At 70.4% G+C, this 23,257-nt stretch carries 22 protein-coding genes; 10 read left to right on the top strand and 12 right to left on the bottom strand.

Annotated elements, in window-relative coordinates; genetic code table 11:
• Window positions 1-126 precede the first annotated feature (126 nt).
• The 4 genes from wecB (at window position 127) to ABD269_RS21185 (ending at window position 4,297) form a co-directional block, all read left to right on the top strand.
• A complete protein-coding gene (gene wecB, locus ABD269_RS21200) occupies window positions 127-1,326 on the top strand; it encodes a non-hydrolyzing UDP-N-acetylglucosamine 2-epimerase (RefSeq protein ID WP_344119998.1) in 1,200 nt (399 codons plus the stop codon).
• Window positions 1,323-2,066, top strand: a complete 744-nt coding sequence (locus ABD269_RS21195) for a hypothetical protein (protein ID WP_344119996.1) — start codon at window positions 1,323-1,325, stop codon at window positions 2,064-2,066. The genes wecB and ABD269_RS21195 overlap by 4 nt, the downstream gene beginning before the upstream one ends.
• Window positions 2,063-3,331, top strand: a complete 1,269-nt coding sequence (locus ABD269_RS21190) for a VCBS repeat-containing protein (RefSeq protein WP_301892218.1) — start codon at window positions 2,063-2,065, stop codon at window positions 3,329-3,331. Before ABD269_RS21195 ends, ABD269_RS21190 begins: the two co-directional genes overlap by 4 nt.
• A gap of 99 nt (window positions 3,332-3,430) precedes the next feature.
• Complete coding sequence (locus ABD269_RS21185) at window positions 3,431-4,297, top strand: NAD(P)-dependent oxidoreductase (protein WP_344119993.1); 867 nt, start codon at window positions 3,431-3,433, stop codon at window positions 4,295-4,297.
• A 59-nt stretch (window positions 4,298-4,356) separates the two neighbouring features.
• On the opposite strand, the gene ABD269_RS21180 is transcribed toward ABD269_RS21185, so the two are convergent.
• Window positions 4,357-5,181, bottom strand: coding sequence for an NAD(P)H-binding protein (locus ABD269_RS21180; protein WP_344119991.1), 825 nt, complete (start codon window positions 5,179-5,181; stop codon window positions 4,357-4,359).
• Between the two features lie 175 nt (window positions 5,182-5,356).
• Between ABD269_RS21180 and ABD269_RS21175 the strand changes: the two genes are divergently transcribed.
• Complete coding sequence (locus ABD269_RS21175) at window positions 5,357-5,740, top strand: GNAT family N-acetyltransferase (RefSeq protein WP_425572952.1); 384 nt, start codon at window positions 5,357-5,359, stop codon at window positions 5,738-5,740.
• Between the two features lies 1 nt (window position 5,741).
• Here the strand turns inward: ABD269_RS21175 and ABD269_RS21170 are convergent, their stop codons facing one another.
• Entirely contained in the window at window positions 5,742-6,335 is a 594-nt protein-coding gene (locus tag ABD269_RS21170) for an XRE family transcriptional regulator (protein ID WP_344120288.1), read from the bottom strand.
• 588 nt (window positions 6,336-6,923) lie between these two features.
• Entirely contained in the window at window positions 6,924-7,949 is a 1,026-nt protein-coding gene (locus ABD269_RS21165; RefSeq protein ID WP_301892223.1) for an ATP-dependent 6-phosphofructokinase, read from the bottom strand.
• A 202-nt stretch (window positions 7,950-8,151) separates the two neighbouring features.
• Between ABD269_RS21165 and pta the strand changes: the two genes are divergently transcribed.
• From pta to pyk, 3 genes are all read left to right on the top strand, one after another.
• Window positions 8,152-10,233 carry a phosphate acetyltransferase gene (gene pta, locus ABD269_RS21160; protein ID WP_301892224.1) on the top strand — a complete coding sequence of 694 codons (2,082 nt, stop codon included), beginning with the start codon at window positions 8,152-8,154 and terminating at the stop codon, window positions 10,231-10,233.
• A gap of 87 nt (window positions 10,234-10,320) precedes the next feature.
• A complete protein-coding gene (locus tag ABD269_RS21155; RefSeq protein ID WP_344119986.1) occupies window positions 10,321-11,532 on the top strand; it encodes an acetate kinase in 1,212 nt (403 codons plus the stop codon).
• A 72-nt stretch (window positions 11,533-11,604) separates the two neighbouring features.
• Window positions 11,605-13,029, top strand: a complete 1,425-nt coding sequence (gene pyk, locus ABD269_RS21150) for a pyruvate kinase (protein ID WP_301892226.1) — start codon at window positions 11,605-11,607, stop codon at window positions 13,027-13,029.
• Window positions 13,030-13,105: 76 nt separating this feature from the next.
• Here pyk and ABD269_RS21145 read toward each other — a convergent pair whose 3' ends face one another.
• The 4 genes from ABD269_RS21145 to ABD269_RS21130 form a co-directional block, all read right to left on the bottom strand.
• Window positions 13,106-14,338 (bottom strand): hydrogenase expression protein HypF, encoded by a 1,233-nt coding sequence (locus ABD269_RS21145; RefSeq protein ID WP_344119984.1) that lies wholly within the window; start codon window positions 14,336-14,338, stop codon window positions 13,106-13,108.
• 22 nt (window positions 14,339-14,360) lie between these two features.
• The gene (locus ABD269_RS21140) at window positions 14,361-14,864 is read right to left on the bottom strand and encodes a DUF6114 domain-containing protein (protein WP_301892228.1); all 504 of its coding nucleotides are present in this window, start codon (window positions 14,862-14,864) and stop codon (window positions 14,361-14,363) included.
• A gap of 127 nt (window positions 14,865-14,991) precedes the next feature.
• On the bottom strand, window positions 14,992-15,633 hold the full coding sequence (locus ABD269_RS21135) for a DUF6230 family protein (protein ID WP_344119981.1): 642 nt from the start codon (window positions 15,631-15,633) through the stop codon (window positions 14,992-14,994).
• A gap of 575 nt (window positions 15,634-16,208) precedes the next feature.
• Window positions 16,209-17,183, bottom strand: coding sequence for a tetratricopeptide repeat protein (locus tag ABD269_RS21130; RefSeq protein WP_344119979.1), 975 nt, complete (start codon window positions 17,181-17,183; stop codon window positions 16,209-16,211).
• A 222-nt stretch (window positions 17,184-17,405) separates the two neighbouring features.
• Here ABD269_RS21130 and ABD269_RS21125 point away from each other — a divergent pair, with 222 nt between their 5' ends.
• Entirely contained in the window at window positions 17,406-18,017 is a 612-nt protein-coding gene (locus tag ABD269_RS21125) for a TetR/AcrR family transcriptional regulator (protein ID WP_301892233.1), read from the top strand.
• Window positions 18,018-18,140: 123 nt separating this feature from the next.
• Here the strand turns inward: ABD269_RS21125 and icmA are convergent, their stop codons facing one another.
• From icmA to ABD269_RS21100, 5 genes are all read right to left on the bottom strand, one after another.
• A complete protein-coding gene (icmA, locus tag ABD269_RS21120; protein ID WP_344119975.1) occupies window positions 18,141-19,841 on the bottom strand; it encodes a coenzyme B12-dependent isobutyryl-CoA mutase large subunit in 1,701 nt (566 codons plus the stop codon).
• A 129-nt stretch (window positions 19,842-19,970) separates the two neighbouring features.
• Window positions 19,971-20,297 (bottom strand): DUF3817 domain-containing protein, encoded by a 327-nt coding sequence (locus tag ABD269_RS21115; RefSeq protein ID WP_116215928.1) that lies wholly within the window; start codon window positions 20,295-20,297, stop codon window positions 19,971-19,973.
• Window positions 20,298-20,361: 64 nt separating this feature from the next.
• Window positions 20,362-20,907: a MarR family winged helix-turn-helix transcriptional regulator gene (locus tag ABD269_RS21110; RefSeq protein ID WP_344119972.1), complete on the bottom strand. Its 546-nt coding sequence runs from the start codon at window positions 20,905-20,907 to the stop codon at window positions 20,362-20,364.
• Between the two features lie 72 nt (window positions 20,908-20,979).
• The gene (locus tag ABD269_RS21105; RefSeq protein ID WP_344119970.1) at window positions 20,980-21,324 is read right to left on the bottom strand and encodes a hypothetical protein; all 345 of its coding nucleotides are present in this window, start codon (window positions 21,322-21,324) and stop codon (window positions 20,980-20,982) included.
• A gap of 26 nt (window positions 21,325-21,350) precedes the next feature.
• The gene (locus tag ABD269_RS21100) at window positions 21,351-21,506 is read right to left on the bottom strand and encodes a hypothetical protein (RefSeq protein WP_344119968.1); all 156 of its coding nucleotides are present in this window, start codon (window positions 21,504-21,506) and stop codon (window positions 21,351-21,353) included.
• A gap of 265 nt (window positions 21,507-21,771) precedes the next feature.
• On the opposite strand from ABD269_RS21100, the gene ABD269_RS21095 reads away from it, so the two are divergent.
• On the top strand, window positions 21,772-23,217 hold the full coding sequence (locus tag ABD269_RS21095; protein ID WP_344119966.1) for an amino acid permease: 1,446 nt from the start codon (window positions 21,772-21,774) through the stop codon (window positions 23,215-23,217).
• Window positions 23,218-23,257: the final 40 nt, after the last annotated feature.

Below are 23,257 nucleotides of genomic sequence, written 5' to 3'. Positions count from 1 at the left end.
TCGTGTGCATCGCCGGCCGCCCGGCAGCGGGCATGTGAATTCCCCCCACCATTCTCCCGACTCCGGTTCCCCCATTTCCTGAACCAGCTTTTCGTCGTCCATGAGAAGTTGCGAGAAAGGACAGCCATGCGTTCTGTCGCCATCGTTCTCGGCACCCGGCCGGAAGCCATCAAATGCGCCCCCGTCATCAAGGCGCTCCAGGCGGATCCGCGTTTCGAACCGATCGTCATCTCCACCGGCCAGCACCAGCAGATGCTCGACGAGACCCTCGCCGCCTTCGGCCTGAAGCCGGACATCGACCTGGGCATCATGGCGCCCCGGCAGACGCTCTCCGAGGTGACCTACCGCTCGCTGCGCGGCCTGTCGGAAAAGGCGGCCGGCCTGGGGGCCGAGGCCGTCATGGTCCACGGCGACACGGCGACGACGCTGGCGGGCGCGCTGTTCGGGCTGCACCAGCGGATCCCCGTCATCCACATCGAGGCGGGGCTGCGCAGCGGCAACCTGCACTCGCCCTTCCCGGAGGAGGCCAACCGCCGCCTCGTCGGCCAGATCGCCGCCCTGCACCTGGCCCCCACCCCGGGCAACAGCGCCAACCTCATCCGCGAGGGCATCGGCGAGAACAGCATCGTCGTCACCGGCAACACCGTGATCGACGCCCTCCGCTGGGCGGGGGAGAACGCCGACGGCTACGGCGACCCCGCCCTGGAGGACCTGGACAGCGACCCGCGCTGCGTCGTCCTGGCCTCCGCGCACCGCAGGGAGTCCTGGGAGAAGCTGCCCGAGATAGCCGCCGCCCTGGTGGAGATCGCCTCCCGGCCCGAGGTGCGCGTCGTCGTCCCCCTGCACCGCAACCCCGTGGTGCGCGAGGCGATGCTGCCGGTGATCGGCGCCCACCCCGACATCACCGTCGTGGACCCGCTGCCGTACCTGAGCTTCTGCCGCCTGATGCGGCGCAGCGACCTGATCCTCTCCGACAGCAGCGGCGCGGAGGAGGAGGGCCCCGCCCTCGGCAAACCGACGCTGGTCCTGCGGGAGATCACCGAGCGGCCCGAGGCCGTGGTGGCCGGCACCGCGCGGCTCGTAGGCCGGACCACCGCGGGCATCGTCTCCGAGGTCGGCGCGCTGCTCGACGACGAGCAGAAGTACAAGAGCATGGCCACCGCCGCCAACCCCTACGGCGACGGCCTGGCGAGCGAGCGGACCGTCGCGGCGCTGCGGCACTTCTTCGGCGAGGGCCCCGCCGTGGCCCCCTTCGTCCCCGGCAGCGACATCGACGCGTTCGCCGCGGCCCTGGTCACCGACGACGTGTACGCGGAGACCCGGTGAACACCCTTGTCCCCCTGGCCGCTTCCGCGCCCGGCATCGCCGCGCTGCGGGTCGAGGACGCCAAGGACCTCCCCGTACGGGGGCGGACCGTCGTCGTCAACACCGGAGCCCGCCCGGCCGTCGTCGACGAGAGCCCGGTCAAGAGCATCCCGCCCTTCTCGTCCACGATCCTCGTCGACACCCGCATCCGGCTGGCCGACTCCCTGATCCTGCTGCGCGTCGACGAGAGCGCGGCGGCCGCGGACGTCGTCTCCGGGCCGGGCTGGAACCTGTACGCCTCGCTCCTCGGCGACGCGCCCGCGCCCGCGCCGGACTCCCCCGGTCCGGCCTTCCCCCGGGACACCCCTCTGTGGCGCGGGCCGCAGGACGGCGCCGGCACCGTCCTGCTGGACCCGGCCGCGGCCCTCGGGGAGCCGGACCCGACGGGGCGGCAGGAGGAGTTCGAGGTCCGGGTCAACCTCTGGTTCGCGCCCGCCGGGACCGACTGCGCCATCCACAACCTGCACGACTTCATCGAGGTGCACACCCAGGTCCTCGGCATCGGCCGGATGCAGAAGTTCCGTACCCCTGACCACGGTTCCCTCTACGAGGACCTGCTGATGGCCCCGGGCTACACCACCCCACAGCCCTTCTGCGCCACCGGACCCGACGGCACCTTCACCTACCCCTGGCACCAGTACCACGCCGACACCGACTGCGTATGGCTGGCGGTCGAGTACCACAGGAGGACGAACCGATGACCCAGGACAGCACACCGGACATCCGCGTCCCGTCGTTCGCCCCCGAGGTGGTGACCGACCAACTGCGCGACGGCTACTGGCTGGAGTCGCCCGACATCGACAACGACTCGCGGCCGGACCTGTTCGGCTACGGCCTCTCGCTGGGCGAGATCTACTGGTACCAGAACCCCGACTGGACCCGCCGCCTGGTCGCCGACCGGATCAGGATGCCGGTGGGCGCGGACTACGCCGACATCAGCGGCAACGGGCACCCCGACATCGTCCTCTGCTACGAGCTGTACGGGCCGATCGGCACCATCCACGACCCGGACACCCAGGGCGGGAAGATCGACTGGCTGGAGAACCCGGGCAGCCCCGACAAGGACGAGTCCCGCTGGAAGCGTCACTACATCGGGCGCGCCACCGGCATGCACCGGCTGCGGATCGGTCACTTCACCCAGACCGAGAAGCTGGAGATCATCGGCCTGCCGATCGTCGCCAAGGAGGACGTGCACGCCGTGCTGCCCGTCGTGCTGTTCACCCAGCCCGACGATGTGCACAGCGCCGAGGAATGGCCGATGACCGTCATCGACGACAGCCACTTCCGCATGATCCACGGCGCGGAGAAGAAGAAGGGCCTGATCCCCGGCTCCGACCTCGACTCCCTCCTGCTCGCCTCCGACGAGGGCGTCACCTGGCTCCACTTCGACGCCGCCACCCGGCAGTGGAAGCGGGACCTGATCGGGACGGGCGAGCGCACCCAGTTCGAGCAGACGGGCTTCCGCGGCAGCGGCGACATGGACGCCGGCCGCGTGGGGGACGACCCGATGGCCTACGTCGCGGCCATCGAGCCGTTCCACGGCAACACCGTCGCGGTCTACACCAAGGAGAGCGGCGACGGCCCGGACGGCGTGACGTGGCGGCGCGTGCTGCTCGACGTCTACGGCGACCCCAACGAGAACGGCGAGGGCCCCGGGCACCAGGTGGTGTGCGCGGACTTCGACGGGGACGGGGAGGACGAGTTCCTCGTCGCGCTGCGCGGCCCGTGGCCCTGGCAGGGCGTCATGTACTACAAGGCCGTCGACCTGGAGAAGGGCGTCTTCGCCAAGTGGCGGGTGTCCGACGAGTCCGTGGCCCGCATCGCCACCGCCGACTTCGACGGCGACGGCCGGCTCGACTTCGCCACGATCGCCTACTCGGTGCAGAACTACTACGTGGCCAAGGACGCCAAACTCATGCTCTACCGCAACAGGACCGACCAGGGGACCGCACGCACCTCGGGGTAAGCGCCCACTTTTTTGTGCGTACTTGAGGCGGGCCGGGCGGTCGGCGAGGCTGGTCACGGCGCCGAGCAGATGACCACCGAACGACCTGGAGCACCCCTGATGAGCAAGTCCCCCGTCACCGTCCTCGGCCTGGGCGCCATGGGTACGGCCCTGGCCACCGCGTTCGTCACCGGCGGCCACCCGACCACCGTGTGGAACCGCACGCCCGGCAAGGCGGAGCCGCTCGCCGCCCTCGGCGCGGCCGCGGCGGGCGACGTCGCCGCGGCCGTGACGGCGAGCGAGCTGGTCGTGGTCTGCCTCCTGGACCACGACTCGGTGCAAGAGACCCTGGCCCCGGTCGCGGCCGAGCTGGCCGGCCGCACCCTGGTCAACCTCACCAACGGCACCCCGGCGCAGGCCCGCGAGATGGCCCGGTGGGCCGCCGGGCACGGCATCGCGTACGTCGACGGCGGCATCATGGCGATCCCGCCGGGCATCGGCACGGCGCAGGCGTTCCTCCTCTACAGCGGCTCGCGCCCGGCCTTCGACACGTTCGCCCCGGCGCTGGAGCTTCTGGGCACACCGCACTTCGTGGGCGAGGACCCCGGCCTGGCCGCACTCCACGACATCGCGCTCCTCAGCGGCATGTACGGCATGTTCGCGGGCGCCTTCCACGCACTGGCCCTGGTGGGCACGGAGCGGGTACCGGCGGCGGAGTTCGCCCCGATGCTCCGGGACTTCGTCACCGCGATGGCAGCGGGGATCCCGCACTACGCGCACCAGATCGAGACCGGCGACTACGCGAGCGGGGTCGTCTCCAACATCGCCATGCAGTCGGCGGGCTTCACCAACCTCCTCGACACCGCCGAATCCCAGGGCCTGAGCGCCGAACTCCTGGCCGCGCTGGGCCCGTTGATGGCTCGGCGGGTGGCGGAGGGCCACGGGGCGGAGGATGTCACGGGCATCGTGGAGCTGCTGAAGAGGTGACGGTATCGGCCCGCACGCACTCCGGATCCCCGAGCACGTGCGGGCCTGCCGTCAGCGGATCACCGGAAGTCGGCCGCGTGGTCCTTCGCCCACTGCGAGAACGGGACGGCCGGACGCCCCGTGACCTCCCGTACGCCGTCGTGCAGCGCGGCGGGCACGCCGTCATACGCCACGCGGTACGCGAGCAGGACGTCGGCGATGGCAGGGTTCACGAACCGCGCCGTACGCGCGTGCTCCTCCTCGCGGCTGATCAGCTCGATCCGGACCGGCTTGCCGATGGCGCGCGCGACGAGCTCGACCATCTGCTCCTCGCTGAGCGACTCGGGCCCGGTCAGGTGGTACGTCGCCTTGCGGTGCGCGTCGTCGAGCAGCGCCTGGACCGCCACCGCGGCGATGTCCCGTTCGTGCACGGGCGAGTTGTGCGTGCCCGGGAACGCGGACCGCACCACGCCCTCCGCGCGGATCGAGGGCGCCCACTGGAGCGCGTTCGTGGCGAACGCGCCGGGCCGCACGAGCGTCCAGTCGATGCCCGATCCGGTCAGCGCCCGCTCCGCGGCGACGTGGAACGCGCCGATCGCGTTCGACTCGGGGTCCTTGTCCGCCGCCGACAGCGACGACAGCAGCACGATGTGCTCCACGCCCGCGGCGCGCGCCGCGTCGAGGAACGCCCCGATGCCGGCGGGCTCCGCGTACAGGAACACCTTGCGGACCCCATCGAGAGCGGCCTCGAATGTGCCGGGCTCGGAGAGATCGAGCCGCACGGCCGACGCCCCGCTCTCCTCGGGCCGCCGCCCGGCGGCCCGCACCGCCGCGCCGCGCTCCCGAAGCTCACTCAGAACGGCCGCGCTCACACGACCGCGCGCGCCGGTCACCAGAATCGTCATGGGATCTCCTGTCGACGGATGGAGCGACGAGTGCCGGGCACCGCCCGGCCGTGATCGAATCGTCCGCCCGAACCTGACGAACAGCCTCGTCAACTCGCCACCGGGCCCCCGAATTCCCCGTCAGGGTTGACGCTTCTCCATGGTGTCGAGATGTTGACCGTACGAAGGATGACCGATACCGACATCACCGCCGTCTCGACGATACGGGTGGCCGGCTGGGGCTGACCTCGTGGCGGTCGATGACCGTACCGGAGTCGTGGGGTGGGTCAGCTTTGGCCCCTACCGTGGCGCGGAAGCGGATACCGGCGAGCTCTACGCCCTCTACGTCCACCCCCGGCTCATCGGAACGGGGGTCGGCCGCATGCTGCTCACCGCCGTACACACCGACGCGGTGACGTGCGACTTCCGTACCCTGCTCTTGTGGGTCCTGCGGGACAACCCCCGAGCGCGCCGCTTCTATGAGCTCGCGGGCTATGCCCCGGATGGAGCCGTCCAATACGACGACTACGACGGCATACCCGTCCCGGAAGTCCGCTACCGCCGCCGGATGGGGACATGACTCAGCCGCCGACCGGGACCCCTGCGGGCACGCCCCTCCCCCACAACTCTTCGGCATGCTCGGCGAATCGTGAGAACAGCCCGCCGTCACCTTGGCGGCGCAAGTGCAGCAACGGGGAATCGTGCCCGACCAGCCGCGCCAGATGCGGGGTCACCAAGAGCTCGTCATCGAAGCGAAAGACGGACAGCGAGACATGGTTGACCGCGTCCGCGGGAGCGGAGAAGCGGGCCTCCACCCCGTCCGCGGCGCCCAGCTTCCCCAAATGCTCCAAGGTGATCCTGATGCGCGTGGAAACCGTCAGCGCGACGTCTTCGAGCTGCTCGCGCTGACGCGTGACATCACCTTCCGGGTCACCCAGAAGGAAGCGCACCCGGCATCCTTCGCCTGCCTTGCGGCGCAGAGTGCCGACGAAGTCGGGCTGGTCCAGCCAGAGGAAGTAATTCGTGTATCCGGCGAAGAGGAGATCCTGGGAAGAGCTCTCGATCAGGCCTCCCCACACCGTGGACGGACACGCGGACCGGTAGGGATAGCTGTGGACCAGTTCCCTGTCCGTACCGGTCTTGATGCGGTCCTTCACGGATTTCGGCCACAGCATCTCTTCGTCAACTCCCAGCTCGGCGCAGGCGTCTTGGCGGTTCTTCCGGTGCGGAATCAACTCCGGATCGTTCAGCCACCGCTCCACGGCCTCTTCCACGCTAGCGTCGAAACAGCCCAACTGTCCGGAGTTCAGGGCCGATACGTCCTTCTTGGGAGTCGACGATGGCCCCGTGCCACCCGAGGCGAGCCGACCAGGCCGTCCGAAGGCCGGATGAGGAAGGGCAGGCCATGAACGACACGCCTGACACGGAGAAGCGCGACGCCGCTCTCCGCGACAAGGTCCGCGAGGCCAACAAGCGCAGCACCGGGGACCGTACGTGATCGCCGTCGCGCACGCCTCCGCCGGCCGTACACGATCGTCAAAGGGGATGCCAAGAGCTGCCGGACATGCCGTCGGCTGGACGACGCCCGCGCCCTGGCCCGGTCCCGACGGGACGCCACCACCGAGGCGGCCTGCGCCGAGCGCGCCATGCGGCACTTCTACGACGCACACCGGGTGAGCCCATGAGGTCGGACAAATGCCGGACGGGCTGGAGAAAACCAGCCCGTCCGGCATTTGAGGACACCCCGCAAGCGCGGCGGGGCCTTAGAAGACCGACTCCGCCTCGTCCATGCGGCTCTCGGGAACCCGCTTCAGCTCCGTCACCGCGTCCGCGAGCGGCACCATCTGGATGTCCGTGCCGCGCAGCGCGGTCATCCGGCCGAAGTCGCCCCGGTGGGCGGCCTCGACCGCGTGCCAGCCGAAGCGGGTGGCGAGGACGCGGTCGTACGCGGTGGGCGTGCCGCCGCGCTGGACGTGGCCGAGGATGACCGGGCGGGCCTCCTTGCCGAGGCGCTTCTCCAGCTCGGCGGCGAGCTTGGTGCCGATGCCGGCGAAGCGCTCGTGGCCGAACTGGTCTATGGCGCCCTTGGCGTACTCCATGGACCCCTCGGCCGGGTGCGCGCCCTCGGCGACGCAGATGACGGCGAACTTCTTGCCGCGGGCGAACCGCTCCTCGACCATGGTGACGAGGTCGGCGACGTCGAAGGGGCGCTCCGGCAGGCAGATGCCGTGCGCGCCGCCGGCCATGCCGGACTCCAGGGCGATCCAGCCCGCGTGGCGGCCCATGACCTCGACGACCATGACGCGCTGGTGCGACTCGGCGGTGGTCTTCAGCCGGTCGATGGCCTCGGTGGCGACACCGACGGCGGTGTCGAAGCCGAAGGTGCGGTCGGTGGAGGAGATGTCGTTGTCGATGGTCTTCGGCACGCCGACGACGGGCAGGCCCGCGTCGGAGAGCATCTTGGACGCCGTGAGCGTGCCCTCGCCGCCGATGGGGATGAGCACGTCGATGCCGAGGTCGCGGGCGAGCTCCTTGGAGCTCTCGCAGGCCTCGCGCAGCCGGGCGCGCTCCAGGCGGGAGGAGCCGAGGATGGTGCCGCCGCGGGCGAGGATGCCGCTGACGGCGTCGAGGTCGAGCTTGCGGTGGCGGCCGTCGAGCAGGCCCTTGAAGCCGTCCTCGAAGCCGATCACCTCGTCGTTGTGGCCGACGACCGCGCGGTGCACCACCGAGCGGATGACAGCGTTCAGGCCGGGGCAGTCGCCGCCTGCGGTGAGGACTCCGATGCGCATCTGGCTGTGTCTCCTGCTCGCTACTGGTACATGTGAGCCGAACCGATTGTTTCACGGGCCGGGAGGTGGCCGTGCCGCACCTCATGAACCGCCCACTGACGCGCGCCTTATCCAGGGGCGCAGGTATTGTCAAGAGGGCAAGCCCACCATAACGGCTATTTTTTTACCGCATAAACACGGCGATGGAGCAAGGAGAGCACGCGTGACGCGCAGCGTGTACGTGACCGGGACCGACCGGGGCGACGGCCGCCAGGTCATCGAGCTGGGAGTCATGGAGCTCCTGACCCGCCATGTCGACCGGGTGGGTGTCTTCCGCCCGCTCGTCCACGGTGACGGCCCGGACCGCCTGTTCGACCTGCTGCGCTCCCGCTACCGGCTGAGCCAGTCGCCGGAGAGCGTGAACGGCATGTCCTACGGCGACGCCTCCGCCCTGCAGGCGGAGCGGGGCACCGACGAGCTGGTCGCGGCCCTCGTCGAGCGCTTCCTGGCGGTCGCCCGGGAGTACGAGTACGTGCTGGTGCTCGGCACCGACTACGTGGGCTCCAACCTGCCGGACGAGCTGGCACTGAACGCGCGCCTGGCGAACGAGTTCGGCGCCTCCGTGATCACGGTCGTCGGCGGCCAGGACCAGGACGCCGAGTCGGTGCGGGCCGAGGCGCGCAACGCCTACCGCGCCTACGAGGCGCTGGGCTGCGACGTCGTCGCGCTCGTCGTCAACCGGGTCGCCCCGGCCGACCGCACGGCGGTCGCCGAGCGGCTCGCCGCGAGCCTGCCGGTCCCCTGCTACGCGCTCCCCGAGGACGCCTCGCTGTCGGCGCCGACCGTGGCGCAGATAGTCCGCAAACTGGGCGCCGAGGTGCTGCTGGGCGACGACTCCGGCCTCAACCGCGACGCCCGCGACTTCGTCTTCGGCGGTGCGATGCTCCCGGCGTTCCTGCCGGCGCTGACCGACGGCTGCCTGGTGGTGACCCCGGGCGACCGCACGGACCTGATCATCGGCGCGCTGGCCGCGCACAGCGCGGGCGCCCCGCCGATAGCCGGCGTGCTGCTGACCCTCGACGAGCGGCCGGGCCCGGACATCCTGGCGCTGGCGGGCCGGCTGGCCCCGGGCACGCCGGTGATCTCGGTGCCGGGCGGCTCCTTCCCGACGGCACAGGAGCTGTTCGCGATCGAGGGCAAGCTCAACGCCGCGTCGCCGCGCAAGTCGGAGACGGCCCTCGGCCTCTTCGAGCGCCACGTGGACACGGCCGAGCTGACGAACCGCATCTCCGTGGCCCGCTCCAGCCGGGTCACCCCGATGATGTTCGAGCACGAGCTGATCGAGCGCTCCCGCTCCGGCCGCCGCCGCGTCGTGCTGCCCGAGGGCACCGAGGAGCGCGTGCTGCGCGCCGCGGACGTGCTGCTGCGCCGCGACGTCTGCGACCTCACCCTGCTGGGCGAGGAGGACGCGATCCGCAAGCGCGCCGGCGAGCTGGGCATCGACCTGGCCGAGGCGCAGATCGTCGACCCGCAGACCTCGGAGCTGCGCGAGCGCTTCGCCGAGCTCTACGCGCAGGTGCGCGCCCACAAGGGCATGACCGTCGAGCTGGCCCACGACATCGTCGCCGACGTGTCGTACTTCGGCACGCTGATGGTCCAGGAGGGCCTGGCCGACGGCATGGTCTCGGGCGCGGTGCACTCCACCGCCGCCACCATCCGCCCCGCCTTCGAGATCATCAAGACGGCGCCGGGCGCGCAGATCGTCTCCTCGGTCTTCTTCATGTGCCTGGCCGACCGGGTGCTCGTCTACGGCGACTGCGCGGTCAACCCCGACCCGAACGCCGAGCAGCTCGCGGACATCGCCATCCAGTCCGCGACGACGGCCGCGCAGTTCGGCGTGGAGCCGCGGATCGCGATGCTGTCGTACTCCACCGGCACCTCCGGTTCCGGCGCGGACGTCGACAAGGTCCGCAAGGCCACCGAGCTGGTGCGCGAGCGCCGCCCGGACCTGCTGGTCGAGGGCCCGATCCAGTACGACGCCGCCGTGGACGCCGCGGTCGCCGCGACCAAGCTCCCCGGCTCCGAGGTCGCGGGCAAGGCCACCGTGCTGATCTTCCCCGACCTCAACACCGGCAACAACACCTACAAGGCCGTGCAGCGCTCCGCGGGCGCCGTCGCGGTCGGCCCGGTCCTCCAGGGCCTGCGCAAGCCGGTCAACGACCTGTCGCGCGGCGCGCTGGTCCAGGACATCGTGAACACCGTCGCGATCACCGCCATCCAGGCTCAGGGCGAGCAGCGCCCCTGACGGCCGTTACTGTCGGTACGGGGGCCGCGCGGGCCCCCGTGCCGACAGCCCCCGCGAGACCCCCCACACACGACCCGGAAAGCCTTCATGACTGCCAACCCCACCCGAGTCCTCGTCCTCAACTCCGGCTCCTCGTCGGTCAAGTACCAGCTGCTCGACATGGCCGACCGCTCCCGGCTGGCCGTGGGCCTGGTCGAGCGCATCGGTGAGGAGACCTCCCGGCTGGCGCACACCCCGCTCGCGACCGGTGGCGCCAAGCGCGAGCGCGAGGAGCCGATCGCCGACCACGAGGCCGCGCTGAAGGCCGTCGCTCGGGAGCTGGCCGCGGACGGTCTCGGCCTGGACTCGCCGGAGCTGGCCGCGATCGGCCACCGGGTCGTGCACGGCGGCAAGAAGTTCACCGAGCCGACCGTGATCACCGAGGAGGTGGTGGCGGAGATCGAGCGGCTGATCCCGGTCGCGCCGCTGCACAACCCGGCCAACATCACCGGCATCCGCACCGCCCAGGCGCTCCGCCCGGACCTGCCGCAGGTCGCGGTCTTCGACACGGCCTTCCACACCACGATGCCGGAGTCCGCGGCGCGCTACGCGATCGACGTGGAGACCGCCGACGCGCACCGCATCCGGCGCTACGGCTTCCACGGCACCTCGCACGCGTACGTCTCCCGCGAGACCGCGCGGCTGCTCGGCAAGGACCCGTCCGAGGTCAACGTCATCGTGCTGCACCTGGGCAACGGCGCCTCCGCATCGGCGGTCCGCGGCGGCCGCTGCGTGGACACCTCGATGGGCCTGACCCCGCTGGAGGGCCTGGTCATGGGCACCCGCTCGGGCGACCTGGACCCGGCGGTGATCTTCCACCTGGCGCGCAACGCCGGCATGTCCGTCGACGAGATCGACTCGCTGCTGAACAAGAAGAGCGGTCTGATCGGTCTGTGCGGCGACAACGACATGCGCGAGATCCGCCGGCGCATCGACGCGGGCGACGAGAAGGCCGCGCTGGCCTTCGAGATCTACGTGCACCGACTGAAGAAGTACATCGGCGCGTACTACGCCGTTCTCGGCAAGGTCGACGCCGTGGCCTTCACTGCCGGTGTGGGCGAGAACGCCGCCCCCGTCCGGGAGGCCGCCGTCGCGGGCCTGGAGGAGCTCGGCCTGGCCGTGGACGCGGACCTCAACGCCGTCCGGGCGGACGAGCCGCGGCTGATCTCCCCCGAGTACGCCCGCGTCGCCGTCGCCGTGGTGCCCACCGACGAGGAGCTGGAGATCGCCACCCAGTCGTACGCCCTGGTCAGCGCTTGATCACGGGTGGACTCCTGTCCTTTCCCACAGCTCGAATATTCCGCTCCGAAACAAACCGATAGGATCTGCCCCATGCGCCGTTCCAAAATCGTCTGCACCCTGGGCCCCGCCGTCGACTCCTTCGACCAGCTGAAGACGCTGATCGAGGCGGGTATGAATGTGGCCCGTTTCAACATGAGCCACGGGACCCACTCGGAGCACGAGGAGCGGTACCACCGCCTCCGTAAGGCCGTCGAGGAGACCGGCCGCGCGGTCGGCGTCCTCGCCGACCTCCAGGGCCCGAAGATCCGCCTGGAGACCTTCGCGGACGGCCCCGTGGAGCTGGTGCGCGGTGACGAGTTCACCATCACGACCGAGGACGTCCCCGGCGACCGGACGATCTGCGGCACGACCTACAAGGGTCTGCCCGGCGACGTCTCCAAGGGCGACCAGATCCTGATCAACGACGGCAACGTCGAGCTCCGGGTCACCGAGGTCGAGGGCCCGCGCGTGCGGACCATCGTCATCGAGGGCGGTGTCATCTCCGACCACAAGGGCATCAACCTGCCCGGCGCGGCGGTCAACGTCCCGGCGCTGTCCGAGAAGGACATCGAGGACCTGAAGTTCGCCCTCGCGATGGGCTGCGACATGGTCGCGCTGTCCTTCGTCCGCGACGCCAAGGACGTCCTCGACGTGCACCGCGTCATGGACGAGGTCGGCCGCCGGGTGCCGGTCATCGCCAAGGTCGAGAAGCCGCAGGCCGTCGCCAACATGGAGGGCGTCGTCGCGGCGTTCGACGGTGTGATGGTGGCCCGTGGCGACCTCGCGGTGGAGTATCCGCTGGAGAAGGTCCCGATGGTGCAGAAGCGCCTCGTGGAGATGTGCCGCCGCAACGCCAAGCCGGTGATCGTCGCGACCCAGATGATGGAGTCGATGATCACCAACTCCCGGCCGACCCGCGCCGAGGCGTCCGACGTCGCGAACGCGATCCTGGACGGCGCGGACGCGGTCATGCTGTCGGCCGAGTCCAGCGTCGGCGCCTACCCGATCGAGACCGTCAAGACGATGTCCCGCATCGTCGAGGCGGCCGAGGAGGAGCTCCTCTCCAAGGGCCTGCAGCCGCTCGTCCCGGGCAAGAAGCCGCGCACGCAGGGCGGCTCGGTCGCCCGCGCCGCCTGCGAGATCGCCGACTTCCTCGGCGCGAAGTCGCTGGTCGCCTTCACCAAGTCCGGTGACACGGCCCGCCGCCTGTCCCGCTACCGCGCGGCCCAGCCGATCCTGGCCTTCACCACGGACGCCTCCACCCGCAACCAGCTCACGCTGAGCTGGGGCGTCGAGACGTACGTCGTGCCGCACGTCGACAACACCGACGCGATGGTCGACCTGGTCGACGCGGAGCTGCTGAAGCTGAAGCGCTACAGCAAGGGCGACACGATGATCATCACCGCCGGCTCGCCCCCCGGCATCCCCGGCACCACCAACATGGTGCGGGTCCACCACCTGGGTGGCGAGGGCTGAGCCCACACCGCACACGAACGCCGGACCGGCTGGAAGCTTCCAGCCGGTCCGGCGTTCGCCGTTTCCGGGGGACGGCCTACGAATACGTGCCGTCCGTCAAGTACTGATGCAGGTTGGGAATGTGCAGCGTCCCACCGAACTGGCCGCCCTGCCGGAGCTTCACATTCGTGTAGAAGATGGGGATCGGCAGCTTCAGGCCGGGGATCAGCGGCGGCGGACTCGTCGGGCTCGTGGTCGACGGGATCAGACCCAGCAGCTTGCCCTTCAACTCCTCGGTGTACAGCGTCACCTGCCCGCCGGTCAGGGTGGAGTCCGTGCCCGGCCCGGCGACGTGGTACTCCTTGCCGTTGCTGTTGACGATCTGGTGCAGATCCTTGATGGTGAGCGCGTCCGCGGTGAACTTGAGCACGGACTTCTGCTGCCCGTTCACCATGGTGATCTTCTTGATGCCCTCGTACGTCAGCCCCTTGAGGGTGAGCACCTCCGCCTCCAGATACCAGGGCTGGATCGGGAAGGCGTGCCCCTCGTTCCCGTCCACCGCCTGCCCCTTGGGGCAGGGAGGCAGGGCCCCCGGAGAGCCGCTCGCCCCCGGCGAAGGCGTGGAGGGCGACGTGCTCGGGGGCGCCGTGGACGGCTGCTCGGTCGGCGGCTCGGTGGACGGCTGTCCACTGGGCGTACGGGCCCGGTCCGACGGGGCTCCGGCGCCCTTGGGCGCGGCGGGGGCGGAAGGAGGCGCGGAGGGCGAGCCCGACGGGCCGGGTGCGGCAGTCTTCGGCGCCGACGGCTGACCGTCGGGCTTCCTGCCGCCGTCCAGGATGTCCCTCAGCTTGTCGCCGAGGCCCAAGGGGTCCAGCGGGTTGAAGGACTTGGACGGCGAGGGCGACGTGGACGGCGGGGCCGGGGGCGGGGCGGACGACGGGCCGGTCTTCGCGGCCCCGCCCTTGTCCGGGCTCCTGCCGGGGTCCGGCTCGGCGCCGGGTTTGTCCTGGGGCTTCGCGGACGGGGACGTCGCCGGGGCCGGCTCCTTGGTGGGCTCCTTGGGCTTGGCCGCGTCCTTCTTCGCGCTCCGGCTCGGCTCCGGGCTCGCGCTCGTGCCCGGCTCCTCCGGCGACGCGTCCGGCGCCGTCGCGCACTGCCCCTCGAACGGCTCGGGCAACGGTGGCTTCGCCGAGGCAAGTTGGGGCGTGAGCCCCATGCCCATCAGGACGGCGGTCGGCATCGCCGCGAGGGCGACGGCCTTGCCCGCGGGCATGTGGAGCCGGGCGAGCAGCGGTTTACGGGGGGCGGCGTGCCGGGGGCCGCTTCTCACACCCTCGCCCTCGGGTGTCTCGTCAAGCGGCACTGTGGCCCCCGTCGGTGTCCTTGAGCAGGCTCAGCCCCGGCGACGGCACGTCGGACCGCGGCTCGGGATCGCCGTCCGGCTCCGCCTCGACGACCGGCTTGCCGGGCGCCCAGGAGACTCCGAGCGCGCCGCCGATCAGCGCCAGCAGGAAACCGATCAGGAACGCCCCGAAGTTGGACACCACCAGCGACACCAGCGCGAGCAGGATCGCCGCGACACCGGCGAAGATCCGCGACTGCTGCTGGAACCAGAGCGTCAGCCCGAGGACGACCAGCAGCACACCTATGATCAGCGAGCCCGCGCCCGCCGTGGTGGCCATGCGGATGTGCAGATCGCCCAGCGTCATGGTCTGGTACGGGATGTACATGATCGGGAAGCCGGCCAGCAGGGTCCACAACCCGCCCCAGAACGGGCGCCGCCCGCGCCAGTCCCGGAAAGAATGACGGGCGCGGCCGAACGATCCTGTGGGCCGGGGTCGCGTGTCGGCGCTCATGTCGTACAGCTCCTCGGGGCGATCGGGTGGAACGTGTTGCTCGATGTCTGGGCCGGGCCCGGCGAGCGGTGCGCGCGGTACGGGTACGGGATCGCGCTTCCCTTCCCGCACCCGTCCGTTCAGCGCGTCACTGCTTCTTCAGGTCGCACTTGGCCTTGCCGGTGCCGACGCTCAGGTGCAGGCCCGGCAGGGTGAAGGTGCCCGCCGAGGTCGCCCAGGCCTTCTGGTCCACCGTGTCGAACCAGACCTCGTCGGCCTGCTGGGCGAACGAGCCGGGCACATGGCTGCCTTCGCCGTGACCGCCCTTGTCCGCCGGGCCCGGGCCCTTGGTCGTGTTGTCCGCGGACACACCGATGTCGACGTTCTTGAACTTCGCATTGGCGGTCATGTCGTCGGCGTCGATATAGAGCTTCTCCGCCGTGACCTGCTTGCCGCCTCCCCCCGCCTTCAGTGTCATCGACACGTCGAAGCCAAGGCCGGTGGGAATGGTGACCGCCTGGCAAAGGCCGTCGATCTCGGCGGTGTTGATGCCGACCACCGCGACGGGCTTGGCGCCCGCCTTGGTGCTGTCCAGGGCGCCGTACTGAACGAATCCGGTGCCGTGGAGCTTGTCGGCCGTCACCTGGAACTGCTGACCGGAGACACTGAACGAAGCCGCCAGCGCTCCCTGCGCCACCGCCACACCGATCGCGGCCGTCGCCGCCATACTGGGCACCATCACGACGGCGAACCGGCGCCATCTGGTCCCACCACGAGTCTGGGACTGCATGACTTTCCTCCTTCTCGGACGTACATCTCCGGTCGGGACCTCACGGCCCGGACCCGGGATGGGAGAAGTGCTACGTCCTCGGGAAGAAGAGCGCCGCCGCACCCGGTGGCGCGAAACGCCTCCGACGGCAACGGCGATCACCCCCGAGCGACAACCACTGGCCACGCGTTCGCGCAACCGCCGGGACAGGCCCTGCCGTTGACGGCGGGGACCCCCCTGTCCCTGGGCCGGCCCGACTGCGGGACGGCCCGCCCGGTGGGGACCCACGTCCCGCACACCGACCGGCTGCCGGGTAAGGGAATGGACCGAGCTTGGCCGATCGTGGTCCATTCACGGCCGGGGCACAAGAGGTTCATTACTAGCGAGTAACGGGCCGATAACCAAGGGGGGTCCGGAGCGCATCGACCGGCGCCGGGAGGGTGCCGCACCGTGTGCGGAAGAAGCGGGAGTCATACGAAAAAACCCGGGCGAATGCCCGGGTTTTTCTTACTCGCAGTAACGGCGCCCGCGATTACCAAGTTTTGGTAAAGCGCGGTCGCCCGTGCCGCCTGTGGCACAGGAGGGACAAGGGTCCGTCAGAACAGCGCGCGCGACAGCGCCGTACGCGCGGCGCCCACCCGCGGATCGTCCGCCCCGATCACCTCGAAGAGCTCCAGCAGCCGCACGCGGGCGGCGTCCCGGTCCTCGCCCGCGGTCCGCTTGACCGCGTCGAGCAGCCGGCCGAAAGCGTCCTCCACATGCCCGCCGACCAGGTCGAGGTCGGCCGCGGCGATCTGCGCCCGCACATCGGCGGGACCCTCCGCGGCGGCCTTGCGGACCTGCTGCGGGTCCATGTCCTGGACGCGCTGGAGCAGTTCGGCCTGCGCGAGGCCCAGCTTGGCCTCGGCGTTGCCCGGGTCGTCGGACAGCACGTTCTTGTACGCCCGCACGGCGCCGCCCAGGTCACCCGCGTCCAGCGCGTCGTGGGCCAGGCCCAGGGCGCTGTCGTGCGGGCCCGCGGGCGCGGCCGGGGCGGCTGCGGCCATCTCGTCGGCGGCACCCGGCTCGACCGGGGCACCCACGATCCCGAAGCGCTGCTCCGAGACCTGGATGAGCTGGTCGAGCACCTCCCGGATCTGCGCCTCGGGCGCCGCGCCCTGGAAGAGCGGCAGGGCCTGGCCGGCCACCACCGCGAAGACCGCGGGAATGGACTGGACGCCGAACTGCTGGAAGAGGAGCTGATTGGCCTCGACATCGATCTTGGCGAGCACGAACCGGCCGGCGTACTCCGCCGCCAGCCGCTCCAGCAGCGGGCCGAGCTGCTTGCACGGCTCGCACCAGTCGGCCCAGAAGTCGATGACGACGGGCACCTCCGCGGAGCGCTGGAGGACCTCCGCTTCAAAACCCGCCTCGTCTGCGTCGAAGACCAGGCGCTGCGCACCGGGGGCGGGCGCGCCGCCCCGACGGGCGGCCTCGGCACGTGCCTGCTCCGCCTTCTGCTTGGCTTCCCCGGCGGCCTTCACCGCGGCGAGGTCGACCACTCCACTCATGGACATGTTCCGTGGCTGCATGGGCCTATCCTCCCCCCTCGGCGCGGCGATCGGAAAAGCGCGCCGTCGGACGGCGCTCGGAGCATCGTTTCGGCGCCGGGTCCCCACCTGGCGCCTGTGGTTGTCGCTCTTTCGCTACGAGTCGTAGCGTAACTGGAAGCCGGTGCCCTGCAACGGGGCATCCTCAGGCTTTTGTGTGATCCGGCTCATACCCGCGTGGCTACTCGGCGGTAAGGTCGCGGCATGACTTCCGCCCGCGCCCGCACGGGTCGGCCCCGCAGCGCCGAGGCCGACCGGGCCATCCTCGACGCGACGCGCGCCGCCCTGGTCGAACTCGGCTGGGGGAAGCTGACCATGGGCGACGTCGCGGCCCGCGCCGGGGTCGCCAAGACCACGCTCTACCGGCGCTGGGCGGGCAAGAACGAGCTGGTCGTGGACGCGGTGGCCGCGCTCTTCGACGAGCACCTCGACCTGCCCGACCTCGGTAGCCTCGCCGCCGACATCGAGAGCGTGGTGCTGCGGTTCGCCGCGCTGCTGGAGCGCCCCGAGACGAAGACGGCCCTCATGGCCGTGGTCGCCGAGTCCACGCGCGACGAGGCGCTGCGCGTACGGATCCGCTGCGCGATCGTGGACCGCCAGAAGCGGCTCGTCCTCCTCGGCCGGGAGCGGGCGCAGGCACGCGGCGAACTCCCCCTGGAGGAGGACGCGACGGCGGCCGCGCGCAACGCGGACCTGATCTTCGACGTGATCGCCGGAGCGGTGGTCCACCGGGCGCTGGTCAGCGGCCAGTCGGTGGACGAGGAATGGGCCCGCGGCTTCACGGCTCTGCTGGTGGGTGGCTTGGCGGGAGTCTGATCCTGACGCACGCCGGACGGGCTGAAATCAGCCCGTCCGGCGATTGAGGACAGCGCGCGAAGCGTGCCTCGGGGTCTGGGGCGGAGCCCCAGTTTCGGGAAGGGGCGGGGCTGGGGAAAAACCCTAGAAGCCCGCCGGCTCCACGTACGTCCCCCACTCCTCCCGGAGCACATCGCAGATCTCCCCGAGCGTCGCCTCCGCCCGCACAGCGTCGAGCATCGGCGCGATCATGTTCGCCCCGGACCGCGCAGCGGCCAGCATCTCGTCCAGAGAGGCACGCACCCGAGCGTCGTCCCGCCCGGCCTTCCGCGTACCCAGAGCGCGTACCTGATCCCGCTCCACCTCATGGCTGACGCGCAGGATCTCCAGATCACCGGTCACCGACCCGTGGTGGCAGTTGACGCCCACGACCCGCTTCTCGCCCTTTTCCAGCGCCTGCTGGTAGCGGAAGGCGCTCTCGGCGATCTCGCCCGTGAACCAGCCGTCCTCGATGCCCCGCAGGATGCCGGAGGTCATGGGCCCTATCGGGTGCGCACCGTTCGGCACGGCCCGCACGCCCCGCTCCTTGATCTGCTCGAAGATCTTCTCGGCGTCGGCCTCGATGCGGTCGGTGAGCTGCTCCACGTACCACGAACCGCCCAGCGGGTCCGCGACGTTGACGATGCCGGTCTCCTCCATCAGCACCTGCTGCGTGCGCAGCGCGATCTCCGCGGCCTGCTCGCTGGGGAGGGCGAGGGTCTCGTCGAGGGCGTTGGTGTGCAGCGAGTTCGTGCCGCCGAGGACGGCGGAGAGGGCCTCGACGGCGGTGCGGACGACGTTGTTGTACGGCTGCTGGGCGGTGAGCGAGACACCGGCCGTCTGGGTGTGGAAGCGCAGCCACTGCGCCTTGTCGGTCTTCGCGCCGTAGACGTCTCGCATCCAGCGCGCCCAGATGCGGCGGGCGGCGCGGAACTTGGCGATCTCCTCGAAGAAGTCGAGGTGGGCGTCGAAGAAGAAGGAGAGGCCGGGGGCGAAGGTGTCGACGTCCAGGCCCCGGCTCAGGCCCAGCTCGACGTAGCCGAAGCCGTCGGCGAGGGTGTACGCCAGCTCCTGCGCGGCCGTCGCGCCGGCCTCGCGGATGTGGTAGCCGGAGACGGAGAGCGGTTTGTAGGCGGGGATGGAGCGGGTGCAGTGCTCCATGAGATCCCCTATGAGCCTGAGGTGGGGCTCCGGCGGGAAGAGCCACTCCTTCTGCGCGATGTACTCCTTGAAGATGTCGGTCTGGAGCGTGCCGTTGAGGACGGCGGGGTCGATGCCCTGCCGCTCGGCGGCGACCAGGTACATGCAGAAGACGGGCACCGCGGGCCCGCTGATCGTCATCGAGGTGGTGACGTCGCCCAGCGGGATGTCCTTGAAGAGGACCTCCATGTCGGCGGCGGAGTCGATGGCGACGCCGCAGTGCCCGACCTCGCCCAGGGAGCGCGGGTCGTCGGAGTCGCGGCCCATGAGCGTCGGCATGTCGAAGGCGACGGAGAGCCCGCCGCCACCGGCGGCGAGGATCATCTTGTAGCGCTCGTTGGTCTGCTCGGCGTTGCCGAAGCCGGCGAACTGGCGGATGGTCCACGTCCGGCCGCGGTAGCCCGTCGGGTGCAGGCCGCGGGTGAAGGGATACTCCCCCGGCCAGCCGATCCGCTCGAAGCCCTCGTACGCGTCGCCGGGGCGGGGTCCGTAGACCGGCTCGACCGGGTCGCCGGAGAGCGTGGTGAAGTCCGCGTCGCGCTTGCGGGCCTTGTCGTACCGCGCCTGCCAGCGGCCGCGCCCTGCCTCGATCGCCTCTGCGTCCATGTGCTCCGAACCGCCTTTCCGCGCCCCGTGAATTTACTAGGACGTCCTAGTAAATGGTCGCGCAAGAAAGCCCCGAACACAAGGGTGTCCGGGGCTGTGCCGCGTGGCGTGAGGGCCGGCGCGCGAGGATCAGGCGGTCGCGGCGGCTTCCGCGACGAGCGGCTCCAGGTCGCGGGTGGCCTTGCGCTCGACGAAGAAGGCGGCCGTCGGGATGGTGCCGGCGACCAGCACCCACACCAGGCGGCCGAACGGCCACTTGGCCTTGGAAGCCATGTCGAAGGCGAAGACCAGGTAGAGGACGTAGAGCCAGCCGTGCGCGATGGCGACGACGCGGACCGGACCCGAGACGTCCATGTCCAGCCCGTACTTGGCGATCATGCCGATCGTCAGGAGGATCAGCAGCACACCCGTGATGTACGCCAAGACGCGGTAGCGGGTCAGCACGCTTTGTTTCATGCCCACGAGCGTAACCGCCCGATCCGGGGCGATCTTCGCCACCCCCGGCGCGCGCCGGAAGGTGTCACCCGTCCGTGAGATCGTCCGCCCGGTCCCCGGCGGAATCCCCTTCGAAGTCCTCCGCCGCGACCCGCAGCGGCCGCAGCATCTCGAAGATCGCGCCGCACTCGTCCGCGTCGTACACCCCGAGCCCGAAGTCCATCGCCATCAGATCGCGGGTGGCGTCCTCGACGACCTGCCGCCCCTTCTCGGTGATCGAGGCGAGCGTGCCGCGCCCGTCGTTGGGGTTGGGCCGCTTGGCGACGAGGCCGGAGACCACCAGCCGGTCGACGGTGTTGGTCACCGAGGTCGGGTGCACCATCAGTCGCTCGCCGATCTTGGACATCGGCAGCTCGCCGGCCCGGCTGAAGGTGAGCAGCACCAGCGCCTCGTAGCGCGCGAAGGTCAGCCCGTACGGCTTGACGACCGCGTCGACCTGGCCGAGCAGGATCTGGTGGGCGCGCATGATCGAGGTGATCGCGGCCATGGACGGCACGGATCCCCAGCGCTGCTTCCAGAGCTCGTCGGCTCGGGCGATGGGATCGAAGGAGAGACTGAGCGGCTTCGGCACGCGTCGAGCCTACCGTCAGGTCATATCGTGGGCCCCGTCATCTCACCTTCCGGGACCGGCCTGGCGGGGCCCCTACTCGGCTTGCTCTGCCTGCTCCGCCGTGGTCTGCACATCGCGCACCAGCTGCACCGCCTGTGCCAGGCCCAGGCCCGGCCGCGCCTGGCGCAGCGCCTTCACGGCGTGCACCTCCCGCTCGCGGGCGTCGACGCCCGCCTCGGCGAGGATGCCGCGCGCCCACTCGGCCCGCACCTCGTGCTCGGGGCGCTCCGCATGCCGGGCGATCAGCTCGGCGGCCAGTTCCAGCCCCGGCCGCAGCTCCGCGCCCGCGCCGGCCAGCGCCTCGCGCACGGCCTCGGCGATCGCCTGCGAATCCCGGATGACGACGACCTGCTCGCTCCGCTTGCTCCCACCGAACATCCGCGTTCCCCTTCGGGCCTTGAAGATCACTTGCTGGGCCGAGAGCGTACGACACTCCGTATCACCGGCCCCGCCGCCACCGTGCCGAGCACGCCCGCCCCGGCCACCACGTCGTGCACCGGGACGAATTCGGCCGCGGCGCCCGCGAGCGCGATGCCCAGGCCCATGCCCGCCAGGGCCACGGTGCGGGCTTGCTCCCCGGCCCCGCCCCTTCCCGAAACCGGGGCTCGTGCCCCGGACCCCCGGCTGTCCCGCCGTTGCCGCCTGCGGCGGGAGCTCCCTTCGGGAGCGTCCTCAAACTCCCCCAGCTACCGCTGGGAGGTGCCCCCACGGGCTGGATTTCCGCACCCCCCGGCGGAGCCCTCGCGGAGCCCAAAGCCACTTGTCGCCGGCGCCGTCGCTACCTAATGTCGCGAGCCCAAGATCCGTACGAGAAGGGCTCCGTGCATGCAGCCACCGACATCAGGCGAAACCGCAGCGAAAGGCGCGCACAGCGCCGCTGAGGGCGACTCCCCCGAGGGCTACAAGCGCGGGCTGGGGTCCCGTCAGATTCAGATGATCGCCATCGGCGGCACGATCGGGACGGGTCTCTTCCTCGGTGCCGGTACCGCGATATCCCAGGCCGGTCCCAGCCTCATCATCTGGTACGCCGTCGCGGGCGTCGTGCTCCTCTTCGTCATGCGCGCGCTCGGCGAACTGCTCACCCACAAGCCCGTGTCGGGCAGTTTCGCGGAATACGCGCGGGAGTTCCTCGGACCGTTCTGGGGATACGCCACGGCGTGGACGTACTGGATCATGTGGGTCACGACCGGCATGGCAGAGATCACCGCGGCCGGACAGTACGTGAAGTACTGGTATCCCGGGATCGCGCAATGGCAGACGGCCCTGGTGGCCCTCGTCATCCTGCTCGCCGTCAACCTCATCTCGGTGAAGGCGTTCGGTGAGCTCGAATTCTGGTTCGCGCTGGTCAAGGTCGTCGCGATCGTCGCGATGATCCTCATCGGGCTCGGGGTGCTCCTCATCGGTTTCGGCGACGTCGGGAAAACCGCCTCGGTGACCCACCTGTGGCAGGACGGCGGCATCGCCCCCAATGGCGTGCACGACTCCCTGATGACCCTCCAGATCGTGCTGTTCGCCTATCTCGGTGTGGAACTCGTCGGTGTCACCGCCGGTGAGGCGGAGGACCCCCAGAAGAACATCCCGCGGGCGATCAACAGCCTTCCGCTGCGCTTCGGCCTGTTCTACATCGGCACCCTGCTGGTGATCCTTTCGGTGGTGAGCTGGACCGAATTCCACCCGGGCGTCAGCCCGTTCGTCGCGGCCTTCGCCAAGATCGGAATTCCGGCGGCGGCGGGAATCGTCAATTTCATCGTGCTCACCGCGGCTCTCTCCTCCTGCAACGCGGGCGGCCTCTACTCGACGGCGCGCATGCTGCGTACGGCCTCGGTCAACGGCCACGCGCCCAAGTCGCTGTCCAGGCTGACGGTCCGGGGCGTGCCCGCACAGGCACTTGCGGTCTCGGCGGTGACCATGGGAGCGGGCGTACTCATCAACGCGATCGACCCCGAGCACGCGTTCACGTACATCACCTCGGTCTCCACCGGCGGCGCGATCCTCGTCTGGAGCATCATTCTGGTGACGCACATGCGCTACCGACGCGCGGTCGCTGCGGGCCGCGCGGAGCGCTCGCCCTATCGCATGCCCGGCGCGCCTTATACGAATTGGCTCGCGCTCGCCTTCTTCGCCTTCGTGACGGTGCTCATCGCGTGGAGTTCCGACAGCAGGGTCGCGCTGTATGTGATGGGCGTCTGGGTGCTGCTGCTGGTGGTCGGCTGGCTGGCACTGCGAAAGAGGAGTGCGAGTAAAGAGGACGTCAAGCCCAACATAGGATGACCGGGAAGTTTTGCATTTTCCTGAGAAAAAGTTGGTGCAG

Source organism: Streptomyces blastmyceticus, from assembly GCF_039521185.1.
Classification (GTDB): Bacteria; Actinomycetota; Actinomycetes; order Streptomycetales; family Streptomycetaceae; genus Streptomyces; species Streptomyces blastmyceticus.
This window is presented reverse-complemented; position numbering and strand designations above follow the sequence as displayed.